The sequence below is a fragment of the Nocardioides sp. GCM10023255 genome (genome assembly GCF_042653125.1).
In the GTDB taxonomy this organism is placed as follows: Bacteria; Actinomycetota; Actinomycetes; order Propionibacteriales; family Nocardioidaceae; genus Nocardioides.
This window is the reverse complement of the sequence record NZ_JBHSHU010000003.1, coordinates 741,191-761,650: the sequence shown is the minus strand read 5'-3', so window position 1 is coordinate 761,650 and position 20,460 is coordinate 741,191. Positions and strand designations below refer to the sequence as shown.

16 protein-coding genes are annotated in these 20,460 nt (G+C 72.3%); 9 read left to right on the top strand and 7 right to left on the bottom strand.

The window, feature by feature from the left end; translation table 11 throughout:
- Window positions 1–31: 31 nt before the first annotated feature.
- A complete protein-coding gene (locus tag ACFO9I_RS07430; RefSeq protein WP_379179322.1) occupies window positions 32–2,953 on the top strand; it encodes a helix-turn-helix transcriptional regulator in 2,922 nt (973 codons plus the stop codon).
- Between the two features lie 23 nt (window positions 2,954–2,976).
- On the opposite strand, the gene ACFO9I_RS07425 is transcribed toward ACFO9I_RS07430, so the two are convergent.
- Together ACFO9I_RS07425 and ACFO9I_RS07420 are read right to left on the bottom strand one after the other, a co-directional pair.
- Window positions 2,977–3,198, bottom strand: coding sequence for a hypothetical protein (locus ACFO9I_RS07425; RefSeq protein ID WP_379179320.1), 222 nt, complete (start codon window positions 3,196–3,198; stop codon window positions 2,977–2,979).
- Window positions 3,199–3,287: 89 nt separating this feature from the next.
- Window positions 3,288–4,379 carry a HoxN/HupN/NixA family nickel/cobalt transporter gene (locus tag ACFO9I_RS07420; RefSeq protein ID WP_379179318.1) on the bottom strand — a complete coding sequence of 364 codons (1,092 nt, stop codon included), beginning with the start codon at window positions 4,377–4,379 and terminating at the stop codon, window positions 3,288–3,290.
- A 112-nt stretch (window positions 4,380–4,491) separates the two neighbouring features.
- Between ACFO9I_RS07420 and ACFO9I_RS07415 the strand changes: the two genes are divergently transcribed.
- Window positions 4,492–4,848, top strand: a complete 357-nt coding sequence (locus ACFO9I_RS07415; RefSeq protein WP_379179316.1) for a hypothetical protein — start codon at window positions 4,492–4,494, stop codon at window positions 4,846–4,848.
- Window positions 4,849–4,902: 54 nt separating this feature from the next.
- On the opposite strand, the gene ACFO9I_RS07410 is transcribed toward ACFO9I_RS07415, so the two are convergent.
- Complete coding sequence (locus tag ACFO9I_RS07410; RefSeq protein ID WP_379179314.1) at window positions 4,903–6,729, bottom strand: flavin-containing monooxygenase; 1,827 nt, start codon at window positions 6,727–6,729, stop codon at window positions 4,903–4,905.
- A gap of 116 nt (window positions 6,730–6,845) precedes the next feature.
- Here ACFO9I_RS07410 and ACFO9I_RS07405 point away from each other — a divergent pair, with 116 nt between their 5' ends.
- The gene (locus ACFO9I_RS07405) at window positions 6,846–8,102 is read left to right on the top strand and encodes a GAF domain-containing protein (protein WP_379179312.1); all 1,257 of its coding nucleotides are present in this window, start codon (window positions 6,846–6,848) and stop codon (window positions 8,100–8,102) included.
- 13 nt (window positions 8,103–8,115) lie between these two features.
- Complete coding sequence (gene pcrA, locus ACFO9I_RS07400; protein ID WP_379179310.1) at window positions 8,116–10,539, top strand: DNA helicase PcrA; 2,424 nt, start codon at window positions 8,116–8,118, stop codon at window positions 10,537–10,539.
- Between the two features lie 144 nt (window positions 10,540–10,683).
- On the opposite strand, the gene ACFO9I_RS07395 is transcribed toward pcrA, so the two are convergent.
- Window positions 10,684–11,553 carry a M23 family metallopeptidase gene (locus ACFO9I_RS07395; RefSeq protein ID WP_379179308.1) on the bottom strand — a complete coding sequence of 290 codons (870 nt, stop codon included), beginning with the start codon at window positions 11,551–11,553 and terminating at the stop codon, window positions 10,684–10,686.
- A gap of 224 nt (window positions 11,554–11,777) precedes the next feature.
- Between ACFO9I_RS07395 and ACFO9I_RS07390 the strand changes: the two genes are divergently transcribed.
- The 3 genes from ACFO9I_RS07390 (at window position 11,778) to sucD (ending at window position 14,394) form a co-directional block, all read left to right on the top strand.
- Window positions 11,778–12,200, top strand: coding sequence for a cobalamin B12-binding domain-containing protein (locus ACFO9I_RS07390; RefSeq protein ID WP_379179306.1), 423 nt, complete (start codon window positions 11,778–11,780; stop codon window positions 12,198–12,200).
- Window positions 12,201–12,328: 128 nt separating this feature from the next.
- Window positions 12,329–13,495, top strand: a complete 1,167-nt coding sequence (gene sucC / locus ACFO9I_RS07385; RefSeq protein ID WP_379179304.1) for an ADP-forming succinate--CoA ligase subunit beta — start codon at window positions 12,329–12,331, stop codon at window positions 13,493–13,495.
- 17 nt (window positions 13,496–13,512) lie between these two features.
- On the top strand, window positions 13,513–14,394 hold the full coding sequence (gene sucD, locus ACFO9I_RS07380; RefSeq protein WP_379179302.1) for a succinate--CoA ligase subunit alpha: 882 nt from the start codon (window positions 13,513–13,515) through the stop codon (window positions 14,392–14,394).
- 81 nt (window positions 14,395–14,475) lie between these two features.
- Here sucD and ACFO9I_RS07375 read toward each other — a convergent pair whose 3' ends face one another.
- The 3 genes from ACFO9I_RS07375 to ACFO9I_RS07365 all read right to left on the bottom strand — a co-directional run bounded on the left by ACFO9I_RS07375 (window position 14,476) and on the right by ACFO9I_RS07365 (window position 18,346).
- Window positions 14,476–15,888, bottom strand: coding sequence for a hypothetical protein (locus tag ACFO9I_RS07375; protein ID WP_379179300.1), 1,413 nt, complete (start codon window positions 15,886–15,888; stop codon window positions 14,476–14,478).
- On the bottom strand, window positions 15,881–16,393 hold the full coding sequence (locus tag ACFO9I_RS07370; protein WP_379179298.1) for an RNA polymerase sigma factor: 513 nt from the start codon (window positions 16,391–16,393) through the stop codon (window positions 15,881–15,883). The genes ACFO9I_RS07375 and ACFO9I_RS07370 overlap by 8 nt, the downstream gene beginning before the upstream one ends.
- Window positions 16,394–16,495: 102 nt before the next feature.
- Entirely contained in the window at window positions 16,496–18,346 is a 1,851-nt protein-coding gene (locus ACFO9I_RS07365; RefSeq protein ID WP_379179296.1) for a hypothetical protein, read from the bottom strand.
- A 92-nt stretch (window positions 18,347–18,438) separates the two neighbouring features.
- Here ACFO9I_RS07365 and ACFO9I_RS07360 point away from each other — a divergent pair, with 92 nt between their 5' ends.
- Window positions 18,439–19,704, top strand: coding sequence for a DUF6350 family protein (locus tag ACFO9I_RS07360; protein WP_379179294.1), 1,266 nt, complete (start codon window positions 18,439–18,441; stop codon window positions 19,702–19,704).
- 24 nt (window positions 19,705–19,728) lie between these two features.
- Window positions 19,729–20,367, top strand: a complete 639-nt coding sequence (purN, locus tag ACFO9I_RS07355) for a phosphoribosylglycinamide formyltransferase (RefSeq protein ID WP_379179406.1) — start codon at window positions 19,729–19,731, stop codon at window positions 20,365–20,367.
- Window positions 20,368–20,460: the final 93 nt, after the last annotated feature.

Below are 20,460 nucleotides of genomic sequence, written 5' to 3'. Positions count from 1 at the left end.
GGGCACATGCCTGCAGTGCCAGCATGGAGGGATGGCCGAGCTGCGGTCCGCCCCGATGGTCGGACGCGATGCGGAGATGGCGGTCCTGAGGGAGCTCGCCGCCGCCGCGGGCTCCCGTCGGCCTTCCGTCGTAGCCGTCCTCGGTGAGGCCGGAATCGGCAAGACGCGGCTCGTGGACGAGCTGGCCCGGGAGCTCTCCGCCGAGGGAGCGCTCGTGGCGCGCGGATGCTGCGCTCCCGGCGCCGCTCGCGGGTTCCCTCTGGCACCGATCCGGGAGCTCGTGCAGTCCTTGCACCGGGAGCTGGGTCCACGGCTGGGTCGGTTGACCCACGCGGACAACTCAGCGGTCACGACGCTCCTGTCCGAGCCCGGTGGCTCGCTCGAGAGTGGGGTGGCCGTCCGGTCACAGGCACAGCTCTTCGACGGCGTGGCGCGCCTGGTGCGCGACCTCGCCAGACCGAGGCGGCTGCTGGTGATCGTCGAGGACGTGCACTGGATAGACGACACGAGCCGCGACCTCTTGGACTTCGTCGGACGATCGCTGCGCGACGAGCTGCTCCTGCTGGTAATGACGGCCCGCACCCACGACCCGGCTTACGAGAGCTGTCGGACTTTCCTCGCCGACCTGACTGGGTTGCGGCACGGCGCCCGCATCGACCTGTCTCGGCTCACGGATCAGCAGGTGCTCGCGCAGGTCGCCAACCTCCGCCCGGGGCGCACGGACGTCGAGGAGCTGGCTCGGATCGTCGCGATCACCGAGGGCGTCCCTCTGCTCGTCGAGGAGGTCGTCGACGCCGATCTGGAGGACGTCGGAGCACTTGCGGACCACTTGGTCGGCCACCGGCTCGGCCGGCTGTCTCGCGCCGCCCGGGTCGTGGCCGAGACGGCTGCGGTTGCTGTCCTGGAGCCGACCCCGGGCCAGCTCGCCGAGGCCGCGCCTCTCGCACCCGACAAGTTCGACACGGCGTTCGCCGAAACGATCACCGATGGTGTGCTCGTCCGGCACCACGGCAAGGTCGGGTTCCGGCACGCTCTTCTGCGCGAGGCGACTCTCGCGCGCACCCTTCCGAACGCGGAGCGGTCACTACACCGAGCCTGGAGCAGGGTCATCGGTGCTCGTCCGCAGAACCAAGCGGCCACCGTCGCCGCCGCACACCACCGGCGCGAGGCAGGCGACCTGGGCGGCGCGCTCGAGGCGTACCTGGCCGCCGCGCGGCTCGCTCGGGAGATCTCGGCGTACGCCGAGGAGTCGCAGATGTTGAAGAAGGCCGCCGAGCTCTGGCCGGAGGTCCCCGACGCCGAGACGCGCACGGGCACGACCCTCTCCGACGTGTACTCGGACGCGTTCTGGGCGACCTACCAGACGATGGCGGACCTTGAGGAGTCCCAGCGCCTGGTCGATCGGGCGATCGACGCGCTGCCGCCGGAGGCGTCCAGGCACCGCCGAGCGATGCTGACGCTGCTGTGGCACAGGGCACGGTGGCACGAGCGCGGGGGCCTCAACACGTCCGGGGTGCTGGCGGCCGTCGCGGACGTGGAGATGGAACCTGCCACGGAGGACGCAGCGGTTGCGTGCCTGACGGCGGCCGAGGCCCTCCTCCAGGCGGGGGAGGCCTCGAGGGCTCAGCCGTATGCGCGGCGAGCGGTCGAGGCTGCCGAGGCGATCGCCGACGCGGATCTCCTGGTCCACTCGTTGGTGCCATTGAGCGAGGCGCTTGCGCTCCAGGGCGGTCACGCCGATGCACTCGCGACTGCGCAGCGGGCGGTGACCGTGGCGGAGCGGAGCGACGACCTGTTCCGCCTGGTCCACGCCCTGAACGGCCTGCAGTTCGCGGTGTGGCAGGCAGGCGAGAGCACTCTCGACCTCGACGCCCGCCTGGTCGGGATCCTCGGAGGTGACCGGTCCGGGCCCCTCGTGGGCAGGTGGGGCCTGGCGCAGACGAGCCGTGCCGAGTCCCTGATCGATGCCGGCAGGTGGGACGAGGCGCAGGCCGTGCTCGAGCTCGTCCTCGCCGAGCGAGTGCCCGACTGGGTGTCAGTCTGGACCCGCCGGCTCCTGGCCCAGCTGTCCGCCAGGCGCGGTGACCGGACGCCGCCGGGCCCGTCGGACTCGACGGGGCAGGACGACTGGGTCGATCACGGCAAGATCGACGACCTCATCACCGCCCGCTGCATCTCCTGCGACATCGCCGCCGGCTCCGGAGACCTGCTCCTTGCCCGCCGGCAGGCCATGGCGGTGATCGACGACGACCGCGTCCTCGACTGCAGCAGCGGAGTCCTGTGGCCGCTTCTCGCGGTGGCGGCAGGGGTCGAGGCGGACCTGGCCAGGTCCGGAGCGGATCCGGCGCCGGCCGACGGGGTCCGGGTGGCTGACCGGATCCGGGTCATGCTGGCGCGCGCACGACTGCGCAATGCCCGCGACGGCGCATACGCCGAGCACACTCGCGCGGAGCTCGAACGTCGAGCCGGGACCGACACGCCGGAGACCTGGACCGCCGTCGTCGACCGGTGGCGCGCGATCGGGACTCCGTTCCAGCTCGGCGTCGCTCTGGTGCGAGCTGGCGAAGCCAGTCGCGTCGCCGGGCACACCTCCGACGCCGGCGCGGCACTGCGGGAGGCTGTGCAGATCGGGATGCAGCTGGGAGCGCGACCGCTGGTGGAAGAGGCGCTGGCCGTGTCGAGGAGGGCACACCTGAGGCTGGCGGTCGACCTCCCTCGCCCTGCTTCCGAGCTCGGCCTGACCCGCAGGGAGGTGGATGTGCTGAGGCTGGTCGCCGCTGGAGCCTCGAACGCATCCATCGCACGGGCACTCGTCATCTCGCCCAAGACCGCCTCGGTGCACGTGTCGAACATCCTGGCGAAGCTCGGGGTGTCCAGCCGCGGCGAGGCGGCGGCGCTGGCACACCGTGCCGGTCTCGTGTCGGCCGGTGCCGACGAGCGCTCAGCTCGTTGACCGGGCCTACGGCGGCGCGGCAGTCACACGTCTCGGCCGATGTAGCTGCGCAATGCCTGACCCTCGGGGTCCTGGCGACGCACGATGTCACCGATGTCGCTTCGACCGCGATGCTGACGGTCCAGCCATCGCGTCCAGCCCAAGAAGGCGATCGTCACCACGACGAGGATCGACCAGATCATCACGCACCTCCAGCTCGGAACCGACGTGCGGTCATCGTCGAGCCGGCGGAGGGTCATCGGCATGAGGAGAAATCCCTAGGTTGGTCCCAGTCGCGGTCGACTGCGCCGACGGGACCGGATCTGGGCCAGCCCGACGCTGAATCAGGCCCGGCTCAACGAAGGTGCGCGTTCCAGCGTTCGTCGATGCGGCCCAGCTTCCAGATCGCGACCGAGAGCGCCCAGGTGACGAAGAAGAGGACGACGATCCCGTAGCCGACGTGCTCCAGGTCGAGGTTCGCGATGGTGGCGAGGGGGCCACCGGTGATGCCCGCCTTCTCGGCGAGCAGCCCGACGATCTCGATGCCGCCGATGATCAGCGCGACCGCGACCGACAGCGCGGTGACGGTGATGTTGTAGTAGATCTTGCGCACCGGCCGGGAGAACGCCCAGCCGTAGGCGACGGTCATGAACGCCCCGTCGAGGGTGTCGAGGAGCGACATGCCCGCCGCGAACAGGATCGGCAGCGTGATGACCGCCCACCAGGGCAGGCTCGCGGCGACCGCGCCGCCGGCGATGACCAGCAGGCCGATCTCGGTGACGGTGTCGAAGCCGAGACCGAACAGGAAGCCGGTCGGGTACATGTGCCACGGCTTCGTGACGGCACGGGTGACCTTGCCGAGGACCCGGTTGAGGAGGCCCCGGTTGTCGAGCTGCCGCTCGAGCTCGGCCTCGTCGAACCGGCCCTGCCGCATCTCGCGGAAGACGTGCAGGATGCCGATCAGCGCCGCGAGGTTGATCAGGCCGATGGTGAGCAGGAACAGCCCGCTGACCGCGGTGCCCCACACGCCGCTGAGCTGCTGGAGCGCGGAGTTCTCGTCGCCGATGCCGGAGGAGAGCGCGCGCACGCCGAGGGCGACGCCCATGACCATCACGAACACGACCGAGGAGTGCCCGAGGCTGAACCAGAAGCCGACGCTCATCGGTCGCTTGCCGTCGGCCATCAGCTTGCGGGTGGTGTTGTCGATGGCGGCGATGTGGTCGGCGTCGAAGGCGTGCCGCATGCCGAGGGTGTACGCCGTCAGGCCGAGGCCGACCCCGAGCACCTTGCCGCCGACCTCGTAGTCGTGGGGGGCGACGATGCCGACCAGGAGGCCCCAGCCGACCACGTGGAGCAGGAGCACGAATCCCAGCGTGCGGGCCAGGCTGCCCTTCTCCTCGCGCGTGAGCGAGCGCCGGGCGGGACGGTCGATCGTCGTCGGTGTCACCGGGGCATAGTAGGAGCCCCGAGTTCGTAGTTGCAAACAATGTGCAACAAGCACCAGGGGGTGCCCCGGCCGGGCCGGGCAGGGTCGGCAGGACTGGCCCTACGATCTGGCCATGGAGACTGTGCGGCTCGTCCTGCTGTTCGTCCACATCCTCGGGTTCGCGGCGCTGCTGGGCGGCCTGCTGGTCCAGGCCCGGCTCCCGGAGAAGGTCGTCAACGCCGCCATGCGTGACGGGATCGGGACGGCGTTCGTCGCCGGCCTCCTGCTCGTCGGCGTGCTCGAGGCGGGGGACGACCCGGTGAACCACGCCAAGGTCGGCGTGAAGTTCGCCATCGGGCTGGTCATCCTCGTGCTGGTGATGGCCAACATGCGCAAGGAGCGGATCCCCCAGGGGCTGTGGGCCGGGTTGCTCCTGCTCACCGTCGCGAACATCGCGGTCGCCGTCTTCTGGTCACCGGTGCACGGCTGAGGTCCTGATGGGCCCCCGGCCGGCCCGGGGGGACAGCCGGCCGGGGGTGGTCGGTCACGACAGGTGGTGCACCTCCTGCAGCCCGTGCACCGGGGTGGGGATGCCCTCGAACCTCGCCTTGAGCTGCAGCGCGAGGTAGAGCGAGTAGTGCCGCGACTGGTGCAGGTTGCCGCCGTGGAACCACAACGCCTCCTGCTGGGTCGGCTTCCACATGTTGCGCTGCTCGCCCTCCCACGGACCGGGGTCCTTGGTGGTGTCCGAGCCCAGGCCCCACACCTTGCCGACCCGGTCGGCCACCTCGGGGGAGATCAGGTCGGCCGCCCAACCGTTCATCGAGCCGTACCCGGTGGCGTAGACGACCAGGTCGGCCGGGAGCTCCGTGCCGTCGGCGAGGACGACGGAGTCCTCGGTCAGGTGGTCGACCTGGCCGTGGGCGAGCCTCACCCGGCCGTCGGCCACCAGGTCCGCGGCGCCGACGTCGATGTAGTAGCCCGACCCGCGCCGGAGGTACTTCATGAACAGGCCCGAGCCGTCCTCGCCCCAGTCGTGCCAGAACCCGGCTGCCTCGAGGCGTTCGTAGAAGTCCTTGTCGCGCTCGGCCATCTGCTCGTACAGGGGGATCTGGAAGGTGTGCATGATCCGGTAGGGCAGCGAGGCGAAGATCAGGTCCGCCTTCTCCGTCGTCACCCCGGCGGCGAGCGCGCGCTCGGAGTAGAGGTCGCCCAGCCCGATGTCCATCAGGGTGTCGCTCTTGACGATGTGGGTGCTGGACCGCTGCACCATCGTCACGTCCGCGTCGTGCTCCCACAGCGCCCCGCAGATGTCGAACGAGCTGTTGTTGCTGCCGATGACCACGCAGCGCTGTCCGGCGTACGCGTCGGGCCCGGGGTGGGCGGACGAGTGGTGCTGGTCGCCCAGGAACACGTCCTGTCCGGGGAGGACGGGGATGTTCGGCTTGCCCGACATCCCGGTCGCCAGCACCAGCTGCTTCGGTCGCAGCGTCAGGGGCTTGCCGTCACGCTCGATCTCGACGACCCACTCCTGCGTCGGCTCGTGGTACGCCGCGCCGAGGGCGACGGTGCTCGGCCAGTACGGCACCTCCATCACCTTCGTGTAGGACTCCAGCCAGTCGCCGATCTTGTCCTTGGGGGCGAACACCGGCCAGTTGTCGGGGAACTTCAGGTAGGGCAGGTGGTCGTACCAGACCGGGTCGTGCAGGCACAGCGACTTGTAGCGGTTGCGCCACTGGTCGCCGGGCCGCGGGTGCTTGTCGATCACCAGGCTGGGCACCCCGAGCTGGCGCAGCCGGGCGCCCAGCGCGATGCCGCCCTGGCCGCCACCGACCACCAGGACGTAGGGCTGGCTGGTCGAGCCGAGGGACTCGGCCTCCTGCTGGCGTCGCTCGAGCCACGTCGTGCGGTGCTTGTCGGCGCCGTGCTGGGCACCCATCGGGCGGCGCTCGCCGCGCGGCTCCTCGTACCCCTTGAGCTCGTGCATGGTCGTCAGGAACGTCCAGGCCCGCGGCTCGCCGTCCTCCTCGACCAGCCGCAGCAGTCCCTTGCCCCGGCCGACCGCGGTCTCGAACGTGAACCAGGCGGTCGTCACCCCGTCGGCCTCGTCGGCCGGCTCGGCGAGCGCGAAGCCGCCGGGGTCGGTGCGGTCGAGGGTGTCGTCGAGCAGCTCGGCCACGCCGTCCGGGTTCTCGACCGTGGTGATGTTCCACGAGAACGAGATCAGGTCCCGCCAGAAGCTGGTCGCCGCGAACATCCGGGCGGCCCGGCGCACGTCGCGGGCGCGCAAGGCCTCCTCGAAGCCGGACAACCAGCCGGCCGCGCGCTCCTGCGGATCGGTCGTGGTGGGGGAGTCGATGGTCTGGGTCACGTGTTGCCTCCTTCGCCTACGCTGTGATGGAGCACACACCGGGACCGTGGTGCCGCGACAGGGTTGCAGGGGGTTGCATCACCTCCGCGTCGGTCGGCCCCAGGAAGGCGGCCAGCGTGGACGACCACGACCTCGCCGTACGCCGCACCCGCGAGGCCGTCCTCGCGGGTGGCCGCGTCGGCCCCGCCGCGCCGCGCGCCGAGATCGTGGCCTCGTGGCGCCGGATGGCGCTGTGCGGGCTCGACCCGGCCGGCGGCCCCGCCGTCGCGCCGCTGCCGCCGACCGAGGTCGAGCGGCGCCGCGCGGCCAGCACGCTCGCCCACGTCGTGCCCGGGCTGGTGCGGTCGTTGCAGTCGGTCGTGGACGCCGGCCAGCTGGTCGTGGTGGCCGACGAGGACGGTCGGGTCCTGTGGCGCCAGGGCAGCCCGGGGGTCCGCCGGATGGCCGACGACCTCGGCTTCGTGCGCGGGTCGGCGTGGACCGAGGGCAACGTGGGCACCAACGCCATCGGCACCGCGCTCGTGCTGGGCGCCCCGGTCCAGATCCGGGGCGGCGAGCACTACGTGGAGTCCCACACCCGCTGGGGCTGCGCCGCGGCTCCCCTGGTCGACCCGTGGACCGGGCGGCACCTCGGCGTCGTCGACGTGAGCGGACCCAGCCGCAGCCTGCACCCGGCCGAGCTCGCGCTGGTCGAGATGGCCGCACGGCTGGCCGCGGTGGAGCTCCTCGAGGAGCACCGGGCCCGCCTCGACAGGCTGCGGGGCCACGCGGCGCCGGTCCTCGCGCGGATCGCCGGCCCGGCGCTGGTCGTCGACCGCGACGGACACCTCGCCGCCGCCTCGGGACTGCGCGCGCCCGACCGGGTCGCGCTGCCCGACGGGCTGCGCGACGGCGAGGCCTGGCTGCCCCGCCTGGGCGCGGCCACGGTGGAGTCGCTCTCGGACGGGTGGCTGCTGCGCCTGGCCGGCGCCGACGAGCCGGAGCCGGCCCGGCTCGTGCTCGACCTCTCCCGGGAGCCGGAGGTGCGGGTCGGCGGCCCGAGCGTGGAGTGGACCCAACGGCTCTCCCGCCGGCACGCCGAGATCCTGCTGGCCCTGCTGCAGGCGGGCGCGGCCGGGCGCACTGCCTCCGACCTCGCCGACGACCTGTTCGCGGGTCCAGGGCGGCTGGTCACCGTGCGCGCCGAGGTCTCCCGGCTGCGCCGGGTGCTCGGCGGGCTGCTGCTCACCCAGCCCTACCGTGTGGCGCCCCACCTCGAGCCGGAGGTCCGGCTGCCCGCCGACCCCGCCGCGCTGCTGCCCGGGTCGAGCGCGCCCGTCGTCGTACGCCTCCGCACGAACGCACCGCGCAGGCCGGGGGGTGCCGGGACGTAGGGTTGGCTGCGACATGAGCACCCCCTTCACGCTGCCCGGACTCGAGCGACTCGACGGCGCCGAGGAGCCCCGCACCACGCGACGCGGCCCCACCCGCGAGGAACTGCTCGACGGGCTGAACGAGCCGCAGCGGGCCGCCGTCGTCCACGAGGGCGCACCGCTGCTCGTGGTGGCCGGCGCCGGCTCCGGCAAGACCCGGGTGCTGACCCGGCGGATCGCCTGGCTGATCTCCGAGCGCAGGGCCCACCCCGGTTCCATCCTGGCGATCACCTTCACCAACAAGGCCGCGGCCGAGATGAAGGAGCGGGTCGAGGACCTGGTCGGCAAGCGTGCCCGGATCATGTGGGTCTCCACGTTCCACTCCGCCTGCGTGCGCATCCTGCGCAAGGAGATCGACAAGTTCGGCTACAAGTCGAACTTCTCCATCTACGACGCCGCCGACCAGAAGCGCCTGATGACGCTGGTCTGCAAGGACCTCGACCTCGACCCCAAGCGCTTCCAGCCCAACGCGGTGCTGCACTGGGTCTCGAACCACAAGAACGAGCTGCGCGACGCCGAGGAGGCGACCAAGGACGCGCAGAACAAGCTGGAGGAGACGTACGCCGCGGCGTACACGCTCTACCAGCGGCGTCTGCGCGAGGCGAACGCCCTGGACTTCGACGACCTGATCATGACCACCGTCCACCTGTTCCAGGCGTTCCCCGAGGTGCGCGAGACCTACCGGCGGAGGTTCCGCCACGTCCTCGTCGACGAGTACCAGGACACCAACCACGCGCAGTACGCCCTGATCCACCAGCTGTGCGCCGACCCGATGGACGAGGGGGGCTCGATGGCCGACCCCGAGGCCGAGCGGGTCGAGCCCGCCGAGCTGATGGTGGTCGGTGACGCCGACCAGTCGATCTATGCGTTCCGCGGCGCCAACATCCGCAACATCCTCGACTTCGAGCAGGACTTCCCGAACGCCACCTCGATCCTGCTGGAGCAGAACTACCGCTCCACCCAGACGATCCTGACGGCGGCCAACTCCGTCATCGGGCACAACAAGGGGCGCAAGCCCAAGCGGCTGTGGTCCGACGCCGGCGACGGCGAGCGGATCGTCGGCTACGTCGCCGACGACGAGCACGACGAGGCGCGGTTCGTCTCCGAGGAGATCGACAAGCTCGTGGACGCCGGCGACGTCCGGGCCGCCGACGTGGCGGTGTTCTACCGCACCAACGCCCAGTCCCGCGTGTTCGAGGAGGTGTTCATCCGCACCGGCCAGCCCTACAAGGTCGTGGGCGGCGTGCGCTTCTACGAGCGCCGGGAGGTCCGCGACGCGCTGGCCTACCTGCGGATGCTGGTCAACCCGGCCGACCAGGTGTCGCTGCGCCGGATCCTGAACACCCCCAAGCGGGGCATCGGCGACCGGGCGGTCGCGTGCGTCGACGCGCTCGCGGAGCGCGAGCGGATCACCTTCTGGGAGGCGCTGCGCCGCGCCGAGGACGCCCCGGGGCTGGCGACCAGGTCCCTGACCAACATCCGCGGCTTCGTCGCGATGGTCGAGGAGCTGCAGTCGATGGTCGAGGCGGGGGAGCGCGCCGACGTCATCCTCGAGAACGTGCTCTCGCGCTCGGGCTACCTCGCCGAGCTCGAGGCGTCCGACGACCCGCAGGACGACACCCGGGTGGAGAACCTCGCCGAGCTCGTCGCGGTCGCCCGCGAGTTCTCCGACGACCCGGTGGCCGGCCCCTCCGCCGACCCCGCCGACGTCGACGCCGGCATCCTCGCCCCCGGGCTCGGGGACTTCCTCGAGCGGGTCGCGCTGGTGGCCGACACCGACCAGATCCCCGACGACGGCGACGGGGTCGTCACCCTGATGACCCTCCACACCGCCAAGGGCCTGGAGTTCCCGGTGGTGTTCCTGACCGGGCTGGAGGACGGCGTGTTCCCGCACGCCCGCTCCCTGGGTGACCAGCCGGAGCTGGAGGAGGAGCGGCGGCTCGCCTACGTCGGCGTGACCCGCGCCCAGCAGCGCCTCTACATCTCCCGGGCGGTGGTGCGTTCCGCGTGGGGCGCCCCGTCCCACAACCCCGGCTCACGGTTCCTCGACGAGCTGCCCGTGGACCTCGTCGACTGGCGCCGCACCGAGGCCGCCCAGACCCGGTGGGGGCGCCCCGACCTCGCCAGCGGCTCACCCGCCCGGATGGGCCAGCCGACGGCCGCGGGCCGGCGCAACTTCTCCTCGGCCGCGCTGCGCGCCGACGCGGCCGCCAAGGCGAAGCCGGCCCGCGAGATCCCGTCCCTCGAGCCGGGCGACCGGGTGCTGCACGACTCGTTCGGCATGGGGACCGTGGTGGCCGTCGAGGGCGTCGCCGACAAGTCGGTCGCGTCGATCGACTTCGGCTCCGAGGGCGTCAAGCGGCTGCTGCTGAGGTACGCGCCGGTCGAGAAGCTCTGATGGGGTCGGGGTCGCGCCCCTCTCGCTTCGCTCGGGCGCGTCCTGTCGGCTCTGCGGTTCGATGAGCGGCCGCCGACTCGGCTCCGACACCAGTCCTGCGAGCCAGTCGTCCACGGGCCGACCCGCTCCGCTCGCCGGCGCTCGCTACGGGGTCAGTCCGTGGACGACGAGCGCCTGGTACGGGTCCACCGGGTCGCCGCCGCCGGGGCGGACCTCGAGGTGCAGGTGGGGACCGGTGACGTTGCCGGTCGAGCCGACGTAGCCGATCAGCTGCCCGGCGCGCACGACGTCGCCCGTGTTCACGGCGTACGACGTCTGGTGGCAGAACCACAGCTCGGTGCCGTCGTCGAGGGTGATCACGGTCTTGTTGCCGTACGACCCGTCGTAGCCCACCGAGGTGACCGTGCCGTTGGCGACGGCGTGGATCGGGGTGCCGTTGGGAGCAGCGAAGTCCAGGCCGGTGTGGCAGGACGACCACAGGCTGCTGCACTGGCCGAAGGTGGCGGTGAGGTGGTAGCCGTCGACCGGCAGCACCCACTGGTTGAGCGCGATCTTGGCCGCCTGCGACTCGGCCTGCTTGGCGAGCTTGGCCAGCGCGGCGTTGTGCTGCTCGGCCTGCTGCTCGGCCTGGGCGACGAGCTTGTCGTCGGCGGCGTCGGCGAGCGCCTCGCGGCTCGAGTCACGGCTGATGGCGGCGGTGCGGGCCTCGAGGAGGCTCACCCGCGACACGTCGCTGCTGCCGGTGAGGGCGCTGGCCTGGGCGAAGCCGGTCTGTCCGGAGTCGACGAGACCGGGGTTCGCGGCGGTGACCGCGCCGCCGGCGGAGACGGCCAGGGCGGCGACGCCCAGCAGGACCGGCGTGGAGGGAAGACCTCGGAAGAGCTGCCCCCGGGACGCGGTGTGGCGACGCGCGGGCTTCTCGGCCCTGCGCTTGCCCCCGGTGGAGCTCACCGCGATCGGGGTCTCCGAGACGGCGCGGTTCGGGCCGCGACGATCCGCTCGGTGGTTGCCCATGGAGGAGTGTCCCTGCTGTCGGGGGTGGGGGGTCAGCGAGCGACGACTGTAACGGATGGGTCACGGGCAGTGAAACCGAAACCCCCCAATTGGGGAATTGTGAGGGGCATCCATCCCGTCCTTTTGGGGTACGGAGCGGGGCTCGGTCCGTCTGCTCAGGCGGGGCTGGGGCGGGGGAGGCGGCCCGTTCGTGGCGTTCGTCACGAGTCGGATAACCTGCGCCCATGACCTCGACAGGCTCGACCGGACGGATCCGCATCGTGGTGGCGAAGCCTGGTCTGGACGGGCACGACCGCGGCGCGAAGATCGTCGCACGCGCGCTGCGCGACGCCGGGCACGAGGTCATCTACACCGGCCTGCACCAGACGCCCGAGCAGATCGTGGAGACCGCGATCCAGGAGGACGCCGACCTGATCGGCCTCTCCGTCCTCTCCGGCGCGCACATGACGCTCTTCCGCAAGCTCGTCGACCTGCTCGCCGAGCGCGACGCCTCCGACATCGTGGTCTTCGGCGGCGGGATCATCCCGGAGGAGGACATCCCGGTCCTGCGGGAGATCGGCGTGGCCAAGGTCTTCACGCCGGGCGCCCCGACCCACGAGATCACCGGCTGGGTGGCCGAGCACTTCGCCGAGGAGACCCCCGCCTGACTCCACGCCTCCGCGCCGCAGTGGTGTGTGCCACGTCGCGGCCCCCGGCCTCGTCCCGCGCCGTACGACGGGACTAAGGTGCCGGGAGGAATCCCCGGACTGTCAACTGAAGAAGGACTGGGTGGATCGTGGACCTGATGGAGTACCAGGCGAAGCAGCTCTTCGCCAAGCACGGTGTGGCCACGACGCTGGGCGTCGTCGTCGAGACCGCTGAGGCCGCGAAGGCCGCTGCCGAGGAGATGGGCGGCGTGACCGTCGTCAAGGCGCAGGTCAAGGCCGGTGGCCGTGGCAAGGCCGGTGGCGTGAAGCTCGCCAAGACCGCTGACGAGGCGTTCGAGCACGCGTCGAACATCCTGGGCATGGAGATCAAGGGCCTCACGGTCAACCGGGTGCTGGTCACGCCGGCGACGCCGCCGGAGGAGGAGTACTACTTCTCCTTCCTGCTCGACCGCGCGAACCGCCAGTACCTCTGCATCGCCAGCGTCGAGGGCGGTGTGGAGATCGAGGAGGTCGCCAAGACCAACCCCGACGCCGTCAAGCAGATCGCCATCGACCCGGGCGCCGGCGTCGACGAGGAGAAGGCCCGCGCCATCGCGACCGAGGCCAAGTTCCCCGAGGCCGTCTTCGAGCAGGCCGTCGACATGATCCAGGCGCTGTACAAGGTCTTCGTGGACGAGGACGCGACGCTCGTCGAGGTCAACCCGCTCGCGCGGCTGGCCGGTGACAAGCTCGAGGCCCTCGACGGCAAGGTGTCGCTCGACGACAACGCCTCCGAGGTGCGTCACCCCGACCACGAGGAGTTCGAGATCCGCGAGGAGGCCGACCCCCTCGAGGCGAAGGCCAAGGACAAGGGCCTCAACTACGTCAAGCTCGACGGCCAGGTCGGCATCATCGGCAACGGCGCGGGCCTGGTCATGTCCACCCTCGACGTCGTGGCCTACGCCGGCGAGAAGCACGGGGGCGTCAAGCCCGCGAACTTCCTCGACATCGGTGGCGGCGCCAACGCGCAGGTCATGGCCGACGGCCTGGACGTCATCCTGAACGACGCGCAGGTCAAGAGCGTGTTCGTGAACGTCTTCGGCGGCATCACCGCGTGCGACGAGGTCGCCAGCGGCATCAAGGGTGCGCTGGAGATCCTCGGCGACGAGGCCAGCAAGCCGCTGGTCGTCCGCCTCGACGGCAACAACGTCGACGCGGGTCGCGCCATCCTGACCGAGCTGAACCACCCGCTGGTGACGCTGGTCGACACGATGGACGGTGCGGCCGACAAGGCCGCCGAGCTGGCGAACGCCTGATACGGAGCGAGAGAACAATGTCGATCTACCTGAACAAGGACTCCAAGATCATCGTCCAGGGCATGACGGGCGGGATGGGCTCCAAGCACACCACCCTCATGCTCGAGGCCGGCAGCAACATCGTGGGCGGCGTCAACGCCCGCAAGGCCGGTACGTCGGTCGAGCTGGCCGGCAAGGAGCTGCCGGTGTTCGGCAGCGTCAAGGAGGCCATGGCCGAGACCGGTGCCGACGTGTCGGTCGTGTTCGTGCCGCCGGCCTTCACCAAGGACGCCTGCATCGAGGCCATCGACGCCGGCATCGGCCTGCTGGTCGTCATCACCGAGGGCGTGCCGGTCCAGGACACCGCCGAGGTGTGGTCCTACCTGCAGGGCAAGACCACCCGGATGATCGGCCCCAACTGCCCGGGCATCATCACCCCGGAGGAGTCGCTGGCCGGCATCACCCCGCACACCATCGCGGGCAAGGGCCCGGTCGGCCTGGTCTCGAAGTCGGGCACGCTGACCTACCAGATGATGTACGAGCTGCGGGACTACGGCTTCTCGACGGCCATCGGCATCGGCGGTGACCCGATCATCGGCACCACCCACATCGACGCTCTCGAGGCGTTCGAGAACGACCCCGAGACCAAGGCGATCGTGATGATCGGCGAGATCGGTGGTGACGCGGAGGAGCGCGCAGCGGCGTACATCAAGGACCACGTCACCAAGCCGGTCGTCGGCTACGTCGCGGGCTTCACCGCCCCCGAGGGCAAGACCATGGGCCACGCCGGTGCGATCGTGTCCGGCTCGTCCGGCACCGCGCAGGCGAAGAAGGAGGCCCTCGAGGCCGTCGGCGTGAAGGTCGGCAAGACGCCGTCCGAGACCGCCGAGCTCATGCGCGAGGTCCTCAAGAGCCTCTGAGGCACCGCACCATCACACCGGCCCGTCGTCAGCTGACGACGGGCCGGGGTGATTTCCGGGTGTTGCTGCGACTGGTCGGCGTCAGCAGCCCTGCTCGGTCCAGGGACACAGCTCGGGCAGCAGCGCCTTGGTCTTGCCGGTGATCTCCTCGACGCCGGCGGGGACGGTGTCGCTGGACCACTCGCCACCGTTGAACGTGCCCACCAGGGCCCGACCGACGCGGGCGAACTGGTAGATCCCGCCGCCGAGGCCCTCGCGGTAGGTCACCGAGAACGTCACCGAGTCGTCGGCGGTGGAGAGGTCTGCCTCCTGCAGGCCGACGAGCCGGTCGTCGGCCGAGGTGTCGCCGGGCATCTCAGGGCAGTCCTGGACGGCCTGGCGGATCGCGTCGAGCGCGGCCGTCACGTCGGCGCTCCGGGAGAAGGTCACGAGCTCCCGGCTCTCGCGGTACTCCGGGCCGGTGGCCGTGACCGCCAGCCGCTCCACGCCCTCGACCGGCCAGACCGAGCGTCCGCACAGGTCCAGCGCCGGGACGCCGTCGGCCTTCGCCGAGGGACCGTCGAGCGGGTCGCCCTCGGGCGAGGAGATGTCGCGGTCGATCGGGAAGTCGGCCGGGATCGCGCTGACCGCCCCCTCGCCGGTGCCGGGCTGGGCCCCCGGACCGTCGCACGGCTGGGCGGCGAAGACGCACATCCCTGAGAGCACGGGCGCGGACCAGGTGGCCAGCCGGCGTACCTCCGCGTCGACGACCTGCGGGCCGCCGGCGCTGGTGTGGTCGGTGGCGACGTAGATCGCGTTGCCGACCCGGGCGACCTGGATGACGGTGAGGTCGGCCAGCAGGTCCTTGTCCATCCGGGCCTGCTGGGTGAAGACGAACGAGTCGACGGCGGGCAGCTCGGTGTCCACCGCGGCGTACACCAGCGGGGCGCCGCGGCCCTGGGTCTCCTCGGGGCAGAGGTCCACGCCCGTCCGGAACCCTTCGAGGGCCTTCGCGGCGACCTCGTCGTTCTCGTAGAGCGCCAGGGTGCGCGCGGCGTTGCCGTCGGTCCCGGGCTCGCCGTAGGAGGCGCCGGCGGTGTCCGCGGCCGGCCCGACCGGGTCGTTCGACCCGGTCGAGAAGGTCGGGCGGCCGCAGAGCGTGAAGTCGTCGACGACCGAGCCGTCGCGGGCGGTGAACCTGAACGACGAGCCCGCGGGCAGGGCAGTCAGGTCGAAGTCGGCGGGGACGGTCTGCTTCCAGTCGGCCTGCACGACCTGCGTCGGGCTCGGCGACGGGGTGTCGACCGGGCCGGGGGAGGCGTGGTCGCCGCCGCGGGCGGCCACGGCGATGGGGGTGGCGACGATGGCGGCCACGGCCAGGGCGCCCACGGTGGCGATCGCGTTGTTGCGGCGCCGCATCCGGGTGCCGCGCCGGCGCACCTCGGAGGCGGGCAGCGGGTTCACGGGAAGTCCTTCGTTCTTGAGGTTCTCGAGGTCGTTGATCGGGTCAGGCATGGCTCGCTCCCTCCTGGAGGCCGCCGTTGGGGTCGTCGGAGAGCAGGGCGGCCAGCGCCGCGCGGCCCCGGCTCAGCCGGGCCTTGATGGTGCCCTCGGGCACGCCCACCTCGCGGGCCACCTGGTGGACCGGCAGGTCGGCGATGTGGTGCAGGACCAGCGCCTGGCGCTGGGCCTCGGGCAGCTGTCTGAGCGCGGTGACCAGGGCGACGTGGGTCTCGCTCGGTGGCGCCGACTGGGTCGCGGCCCCCACCGCCCGGTCCGCCGGCCGCCGGCCCCGGGTCGTACGCCGCCAGCGGCTCACCGCGAGGCGGTAGGCCGTGGTCCGGACCCACGCCTCGGGATGCTCGGCGCGGTCCAGCTTGCGTCGGTGAGCCCAGGCGCGGACGAACGCCTCCTGGACGCACTCCTCGGCCTCGTCGCGGCTGCCGATCATGGCGTAGAGCTGACCGGTGATGCGCGCGAAGGAGGCGTTGTAGAAGTCGTCGAACTCGCGTTCGTCCATCGACCCGTCCCCGTCTCGTGAGGTGGTGTGTGCTGTCTGTCGGGAGGGATACGCCCGGACAGACCTCAGGGTTGCAGCACGAGGGGGACTTTCTCGGGAGCCTCAGCCCCCGGACGCGGGTGGCGGCATCGCGGGCAGCCGGTCGAGCGCGCGCCGCACCAGCGCCGGGAACGCGCCGGGGGCCATGGTGAACCTGCCGGCCGGCACGAAGCCGACCTGGGCGACCGACGTCCCCGACCGCGCGATGCCCATGAAGAACACGACCGACGACTGGTCGCTGATCTCGGTGGTCACCCGCCATACGGTGAGGTCGGTGGTCCTCGTGGAGGCCTGGGCGAGGCGGGTCACGTCCGTGCCGAGGTCCTTGTCCTGGCACGCAGCCAGCCGGGACCGGACCCGCTCGACGAACGCGTGCGCCCGCGGCGCGGGCATCGAGCCGACCGTCTCGGTGAGGCCGAACTCGTCCGGCACCTTCGCGCCCGGCACGAGGAAGGAGCGGGTCAGGTTGTTGGTGATCCCGGCGCCGCTGAAGTCGGCCTCGTCGCAGCGGGTGGCGGCGATGTTGGTCATCGCCCTGCGGGGCTCGGTCCCGACCCAGGGGCGCGCGATGCCGGCGACCGGCGGCAGGTCGACCTCGCCGATCATGCCCGGGACCTGGCCCACGGGGACGGGCGCGGCGGTCCGCACCCGGGGCCGACCGGAGCAGGCGCCGGAGTCGGGCAGGTCGCAGAGCCCCTCGACCGCGGCGGAGAGCAGCTGTGCGGACCGGGTCACCGCGGGTGCGCCGGTGCCCGGCACCCGGGCCAGGGTCGTGGTGGTGACCATCCCGGTGCGGGCGACGCCGACCACCATCGTGGTCGGCTCCTTCCAGGAGCGCAGGACCACCAGGGATGCCTCGTCCCCGACACCGGTCACCTCGTGGGTGGACAGCAGCTGCACCCGACGGTCGGTGCAGCCTGCGTACCAGCCGAGCGTCCGGTCGAACGTCCGTCGGGCGGCCTTCCCGCTCGTCGAGACCTCGGCGGTCTGGAACGCCTGGGAGCCGTCGTTGCCCCGGCTCGGCCGCGCGGTGAAGGTGCGCACCAGCGCGGCGGCGCCGCGGGGGTCGGCGTACCGCGCCTGCTGGCACGGCAGGACCAGTCCGTCGCCGCCGGTGTTGCCGGTCGTCGGTCCCTCGGCCCAGCGGTTCCCGGCGATGTCGTCGGCGACCTGGGCCGAGGTCAGCAGCGCGGTCTCCGGGAGCGCCTCGGGCGAGGGCTCCGGACGGGCCGCCGGTTGCCTCGACGCCGTCGCGTTGACGACGTGGTCGCGACCGAGGGTCGGCCGGACCCCTGCCGCGTCGGTCACGAGGATGCCGGTGACCACGACCGCCGCGACGGCGGCGATGGCGCCGACCGCGGTGTGGGTGCGCCGACGGGCGGCCCCGGCGCGCCGGATGATGGTCGGCCGCGGCCAGCGGCCGTCCCCGAGGTGCGCGCGCAGCGACTCGAACAGGGGGCGGATCCCGGTGCTGGGCACGTCGCGGTGCACGGCGAACTGGGCGGTGGCCGTCTGGAGCTCGCGCTCGGCGTCGTGGCGGGGGAGGCCGACCTCCCGGGCCATCTGTCCCATGGACACGGTGGCGAGCTGGGTGAGCAGCAGCGCTTTGCGCTGGTTCACGCTCAGCTTGCCGAGCGCGTCGAGGGTGGCGCGGTCCTCGGGGTCGAGGCCCTTGTCCCGGTGCCACAGGCGCGCCGTGTGGCGGCGCTGCGCGTGCGCCCAGGCGTGCGGACGGGCCCATGCCTCCGGGTCGTCCATCCGCGAGATCTTGCGCCAGTGGTGCCACGCCACGACGAACGAGTCGCGGACCGCGGCCCGGGAGGCGGGCAGGTCGCCGGTCAGCGCATAGGTCTGGAGGAGGAGGCGGTCACGGGCGTCCTTGTAGAACGCGTCGAACTCGTCGGGATTCCTCATGACCTCCCCACGGTACGGGAGCGGCGGGGGCCTCGGCCAACCGGCGTGGGAGCCCCGGATCGGCCGCCCTGGCGGGTGATGATGGTCGGGCCATGACTTCGCTGCTCCCTCGATCGACCACCCGAGCCACCGGCGCCGCGGACGCCCGCGACGACCTCGCGCACCGGCGGCCCCTGGCCCTGATCGCGACGCTGGGCGGCGCGGTCGCGGCCGGCTCGACACTTCTGGTCTGCATGGCGGTCGGCGTCGTGGGGTGGTTCCTCACCGACGCGGGCGCGCACGGGACCCCGCGCGGCGGCCTGCGCGTCGGCGCGCTGGGGTGGCTCCTGGCCCACGGCTCCGGCGTCTCCGTCGAGGGGGTGCCGGTCACCGCGGTCCCGCTCGGCCTGACCCTGCTGTGCGCGTGGGCCGTCTGGCGGGTCGGCCACCGGGTGGGTGACTCGGTCTCCGGTCACGGCCCGGACGCCGACCGGATCGCCGACGGCGAGCGCGACTGGACGGTCGCGTCGGCCTCGCTGCTCTTCGCGGTCGGCTACGTGGCGGTGGCCCTGGTCACCGTGGCGACGGCGACCGACCCGTTGACCGGGGTCTCCGGCGCGCGGGTGGTCGGCTGGTCGCTCATGATCTGCGCGCTGCTGGGTGGTCCTGCCATCGCGATCGGCTCGGGTCGCGCGGCGATCTGGGCGTCGTACCTCCCGTTGGTCGTGCGCGGTGCCGCCGCCGCCTGCGTGCGGGTCCTCGGGGCGTACGCCGCGGTCGCCACCCTCGCGTTCGTCGCCGCCCTCGTCGTCGACCTCGGCGCGGCCGCCAACGTCATGTCCCGGCTGCACACCAGCGGCGGTGACGCCACGATGCTGGTCCTGCTGAGCCTCACCGTCGTCCCCAACGCCGTGGCGTTCTCCGGCTCCTACCTCCTCGGCCCCGGCTTCGCGGTCGGGGCGCACACGATCGTCTCGCCCAGCCTGGTCGTGCTCGGGCCGCTGCCGATGTTCCCGCTGCTCGCTGCGCTCCCCGACGACGGACCGACCCCGGCCTGGACGGTGGCGCTGGTGGCGGTGCCGGTCCTCGTCGCGGCGCTCGGTGCGGCGCGCGCCCAGCGGCGCCTGCCCACGCTGCGCTGGGACGAGGGCGCGCTGCGCGGGTGCGCGGGCGGGGTCGCCGCGGGCGTGCTGTTCGGGCTGCTCGCAGGCCTCGCCGGCGGCGCGGTGGGACCCGGTCGGATGCGCGAGGTCGGTCCGGCCGGCCTCGACGTGCTCGTCCACGCGGTCACCGCGTTCGGCATCGGTGGCCTGCTCGGCGGGCTGGCGATGACCTGGTGGCAGCGTCGGGCTGCCCGCCACGCGGCCGAGACGGCCTGATCGTCGCCGCCGGCGCTCGTTAGACTGCGGCGCGTGCCGACCCCGAACCCCGCGCGTCTCGTCGTGCTCGTGTCGGGCTCCGGCACCAACCTCCAGGCGCTGATCGACGCGTGCGCGGACCCGGCGTACGGCGCCCGCGTGGTCGCCGTCGGCGCCGACCGCGACGACATCGAGGGGCTGGCCCGGGCCGAGCGCGCCGGGATCCCGACGTTCGTGAAGAAGGTCGGGCAGTTCACCAGCCGGGAGCACTGGGACCGCGCGCTGGCCGACACCGTCGCCGGCTTCGAGCCCGACGTGGTCGTGCTGGCCGGGTTCATGAAGCTGGTGGGGGAGGAGTTCCTCGAGCGCTTCGGCGGCCGGACCGTCAACACCCACCCGGCGCTGTCGCCGTCGTTCCCGGGCATGCACGGCCCGGCGGACGCGCTGGAGTACGGCGTGAAGGTCACCGGCGCGACGCTCTTCGTGGTCGACGCGGGCGTGGACACCGGGCCGATCCTCGCCCAGGCGGTGGTGCCGGTGGAGGACGACGACACCGTGGAGTCCCTGCACGAGCGGATCAAGGTCGCTGAGCGGCAGATGCTGGTCGCCTGCATCGGCCGGATGGCCCGGCAGGGCTGGACGGTCACCGGCCGCAAGGTGAGCTTCGGGGCCCCGGTCCACTAGTCTGGGCCGCACACGACTGGCGCAGGTGGGGTCACCACCGGGGAGTGCCCCGCTCGCGGGGACGGAGAGCATCGAACGCCTGGGTGCCCTCAT